Genomic DNA, 3923 nt, shown 5'->3' with positions numbered 1-3923 from the left:
ATGGCGGCCTTGCCCGCCTTCAGGCGGCCTTTTCCAAGACCGAGCGGACCTGGGCTTCGGCGGCGGCGATGGCGGCCTTGGCCGCCTCAGGCCCGAAGACTGTGCCTTCCACGCGGATGATTTCGATGTCGGTCAGGCCGATAAAGCCCAAGAGGTGGCGCAGATACCCGGTCTGGAAATCAAAGGGGGCCCAGTCGCCTTCCGAGAAGACGCCGCCTGCGGCAGTGACGAGATAGACCTTCTTGCCGGTCAGCAATCCCTGCGGCCTGCCGGCTGCGCTATAGCCAAAGGTCACGCCCGGCCAAGTGATATGATCGAACCAGGCCTTGAGCTGCGACGACGGGCCGAAATTAATCATGGCCGACCCCAAGACGATCACGTCAGCCGCCTTCACCTCATCGACGAGCGCCTGGGCAAGGCCGACCGCCTTGACCTGCTCGGATGTGCGCGCGTCGGGGGCCGCGACGCGGCCGTGAATATAGGCCTGCGCGATATGCGGCAGTGGGTTGGCCGCGAGATCGCGAGTCAAAAGGGCGCCGCCCAAGCGATCTCTGAAGCCTTCGGCGATCTCGGTGGCGAAGCGGGTGGACAGGCCTTCGGCGCCACGAGGGCTCGATGTAACGAGGAGGATGTTGGTCATGGTTGCTCCGACGTGAACAGGGTAGTAAATTGTTGTTACCGACACTATTAAGGTGACTGCCCTGTCCCTCGCAAGAAGGCACTCCTGTGACACTCAGTGACATTGATTTTCCTACCCCCGGCGAAGGTGACGACTGCCGGATGGTTCGGGAAATCCTTGATCTCGTCGGCGACAAATGGACCCTGTACATCATCGCAACGCTCAAAGACGGACCAGTTCGATTCAATGAACTGCGGCGTCGGATCGACGGCATCTCACAACGGATGCTGACGATTAACTTGCGCGGACTGGAACGTGATGGGTTGGTGAAGCGGACATTGTTTCCCACTATTCCGCCACGCGTGGACTATGAGTTGACGGAGGTAGGACGCACGCTTCTTGTGCCAGTAATGGCTCTCGTTACGTGGGCGAACACCAATCAGGAGAATATCCAAGACGCTCGCGTCCGATATGATGCAAGCTAAGGCGTGTGGGGACAAATTTGAGCCAGTATCTGGCGTTGGCGAGATGGACCATGCCGGCGGGGGGCGACAGATCATAGCCGTCGCCCCGTGCGCGAATGCTCTTGCCCGCCTGATGAAAGCTATAGCGCTTTCGAGCGAAGTGGATGCCGGTTCGCGTAAAGCACCGTAGGTCCGCGAAGCGAATTCGCGTCAAAACAAAGATCTGGATCGTTCCATTGTTTCCATGAAGCAATGAAACGATCTAATCCACCCGGTTCATCCGCTCGCCTCGCGCAAAGGCCGTGAGGACCTGGCCGAGCAGGTGAAGCATTTTTTGCTGCGTTTCGCGGCCGGCCCAGCCGATATGGGGCGTGACCAGCACATCGGGCCGCCGCGCCAGCCGCATGATGGCGCTGTCGGCGGGCGGCGGCTCGGGCCGCGTGACGTCGATCCCCGCGCCCGAGACGAGGCCTGCGTCCAGCGCCCGCTCCAGCGCCTCTTCATCGACGATTCCGCCGCGCGCCGTATTGATCAGCAGCGGCTTCCGGCGCATCCGCGAAAATTCCGGCCAGCCGAGCAGATTTTGCGTTTCCGCGTTCAGCGGGCAATGCAGTGACAAAATGTCAGCAGTCGCCAGAACCTCCTCGAAATCCACCGCGCCCGCCCGCGCCTTCTCGCCCTTGCGGCCGGCGAAAACGGTTTCGAGGCCGAAGGCGGCGGCGATCCGCGCGACCTCCTGGCCGAGGGCGCCGGAGCCGAACAGGCCGAGCCTCTTGCCGCGCAGGTCGGAAATCGGATGGGTGTGGAAGGAAAACTGGCCGCTGGCCTGCCAGACTCCGGCGCGCACATCCATCACATAGGGCAGAATCTGGCGCCGCAGGGCGAGGATCAGGGCAAAAGCGTGCTCGGGCACCGATTCGGTCGAATAGCCGACCACATTGGTCACGGCGATCCCCGCCGCGCGGGCGGCGCCGAGGTCAACCTGGTCATAACCCGTGGCGGCGACCGCGATCAGCCGCAGCTTCGGCAGCGCGGCTATATCGGACGCCGAGACCGGGACCTTGTTGGTTATGACGATCTCGGCCTCCGCCGCGCGCGCGACGACCTCATCGGGCCGGGTGGCGGGATAGCTGATCCATTCATGGGGAAAATCGGGCGCTGGCGGGACGATGCCCTCGGCGAGGGTCGCCGCGTCGAGAAACACGATTTTGCGCATGGAGGCCTCCGGATCGGGCTGGCGAAACTAGCATCCGCTTCGTTCGGCTGGCAAAAGCTGGATCGGAAACGAGCGATTGCATCACCGCAAGGCGGCATGCGAAAGAATTTTCTCGGCTGGCAGGAGGCGGGACGGATGAGCGAGCGGATCGTGATAGTCGGCGCCGGCCAATCCGGGCTCCAGATCGCCGAGAGCCTGCGCGCGGAAGGTTTTGCCGGCGAGCTGGCCCTGCTGGGCGAGGAGGCTTCGCCGCCCTATCAGCGCCCGCCCTTGTCCAAGGCCTGGCTGGCGGGCGAAACCGCCGACGACCGCCTCGTGATCCGCAATCCGGATTTTTTCGCCGCGAAAAAGATCGACCTGCGTCTCGGCGTCCGCGTCGCCGGCCTCGATCTCGCGGGGCGGCGGGCGGTGCTGGCCGATGGTTCGGCGCTCGACTGGACCGGCCTCGCCTTGGCGACGGGCGCCCGCGCGCGGCGGCCGGACCTGCCCGGCGCCGCTCTTTCCGGCGTCTGCGTGCTTCGTGATCTCGCCGACGCCCATCAGATTTCACGCCGGCTCGATGCGGCGCAACGGGTCGTCATCATCGGCGGCGGCTTCATCGGGCTGGAGGTCGCGGCGGCGGCGCGCAAGCGCGGCTGCGCCGTCACCTTGATCGAGGCGCTGGACCGGCTGATGGCGCGGGCCGTGACCCCGAAAATCTCCGCTTTTTTCGCCGATCTGCACCGCGCCCACGGGGTTGATTTGCTGTTTGGCGAGCAGGTCGCCGCGATCGCCGGCGCCGACGGCGCTGCGACGGCCGTCGCCACCGTTTCGGGCCGGCTTTTTCCGGCCGATCTCGTCGTCTTCGGCATCGGCGCCCAGCCCAATGACGAATTGGCGGCGGCCGCCGGCCTCGCCGTCTCGCGCGGCGTGATTGTGGATTCCTGTGGCCGGACCTCAACCGAAGGCGTGGTCGCGGCGGGCGATTGCGCCGCTTTGCGCGGCGCTGACGGCTCCTTGCGGCGTTTCGAGAGCGTGCAATTCGCGGTGGAAATGGCCAAGGCCGCCGCCGCCGCTCTGATGGGACGCGAAAAACCCTTTAACGCCGCGCCCTGGTTCTGGTCCGACCAATATGACGTCAAGCTGCAAATGGCCGGCCTGAACGAGGGTTTCGATCTTTGCGTCGAAAGGCCGGCTGGCGCGGCCGGTTTTTCCTTGTTCTATTACCGCGCAGACAGACTGGTCGCCGTCGATTCGGTCAATCGCCCCGGCGACCATCTGCTGGCGCGGCGGCTGCTCGACGGCGGGCTGTCGCCCGATCCCGCCGCCGTCGCCGATCCGACGCGCGATCTCAAGGCGCTGTTGCGCTGAGGCGATGCTGCGCAGATGCCGCGAAATGCGCGTAATTTTGTCGCAATCGTGCAACAGCGTTGCATTATTGCCACGCCTTAATCTGTTCGATACATTTCCTGCCCGATTCCCAGCGCCCCGCGGTCAATGACGCAAGAGAAAGAAAATCGGCCCGAATCCCGAAAGTCGCGCCGCCGAGAGCGCAGCTTCCTGTCGCGCCTCGGCCCCTTCGTCGTGGCGATCGCCATTCTCTGCGCCATCGGCAGCTTCCTGATTTTCGCCGGGCTGACCCCGC

4 protein-coding genes are annotated in these 3923 nt (G+C 64.5%); 2 read left to right on the top strand and 2 right to left on the bottom strand.

All coding sequences use genetic code 11. The annotated features are described in order from the left end of the window. Positions 1–19 precede the first annotated feature (19 nt). Positions 20–640, bottom strand: coding sequence for an FMN-dependent NADH-azoreductase (locus ACE3S9_RS16205; protein WP_374547514.1), 621 nt, complete (start codon positions 638–640; stop codon positions 20–22). A gap of 86 nt (positions 641–726) precedes the next feature. Between ACE3S9_RS16205 and ACE3S9_RS16200 the strand changes: the two genes are divergently transcribed. Continuing rightward, entirely contained in the window at positions 727–1104 is a 378-nt protein-coding gene (locus tag ACE3S9_RS16200; RefSeq protein ID WP_374547513.1) for a winged helix-turn-helix transcriptional regulator, read from the top strand. Positions 1105–1345: 241 nt separating this feature from the next. On the opposite strand, the gene ACE3S9_RS16195 is transcribed toward ACE3S9_RS16200, so the two are convergent. Further along, the gene (locus tag ACE3S9_RS16195; protein ID WP_374547512.1) at positions 1346–2299 is read right to left on the bottom strand and encodes a D-2-hydroxyacid dehydrogenase; all 954 of its coding nucleotides are present in this window, start codon (positions 2297–2299) and stop codon (positions 1346–1348) included. Positions 2300–2395: 96 nt separating this feature from the next. Between ACE3S9_RS16195 and ACE3S9_RS16190 the strand changes: the two genes are divergently transcribed. Beyond that, a complete protein-coding gene (locus tag ACE3S9_RS16190) occupies positions 2396–3649 on the top strand; it encodes an NAD(P)/FAD-dependent oxidoreductase (RefSeq protein ID WP_374547511.1) in 1254 nt (417 codons plus the stop codon). Positions 3650–3923: the final 274 nt, after the last annotated feature.

This window comes from Rhodoblastus sp., from assembly GCF_041915505.1.
Classification (GTDB): domain Bacteria; phylum Pseudomonadota; class Alphaproteobacteria; order Rhizobiales; family Beijerinckiaceae; genus Rhodoblastus.
The sequence above is the reverse complement of the archived record's forward strand: the minus strand, read 5'-3'. Positions and strand labels throughout refer to the sequence as shown.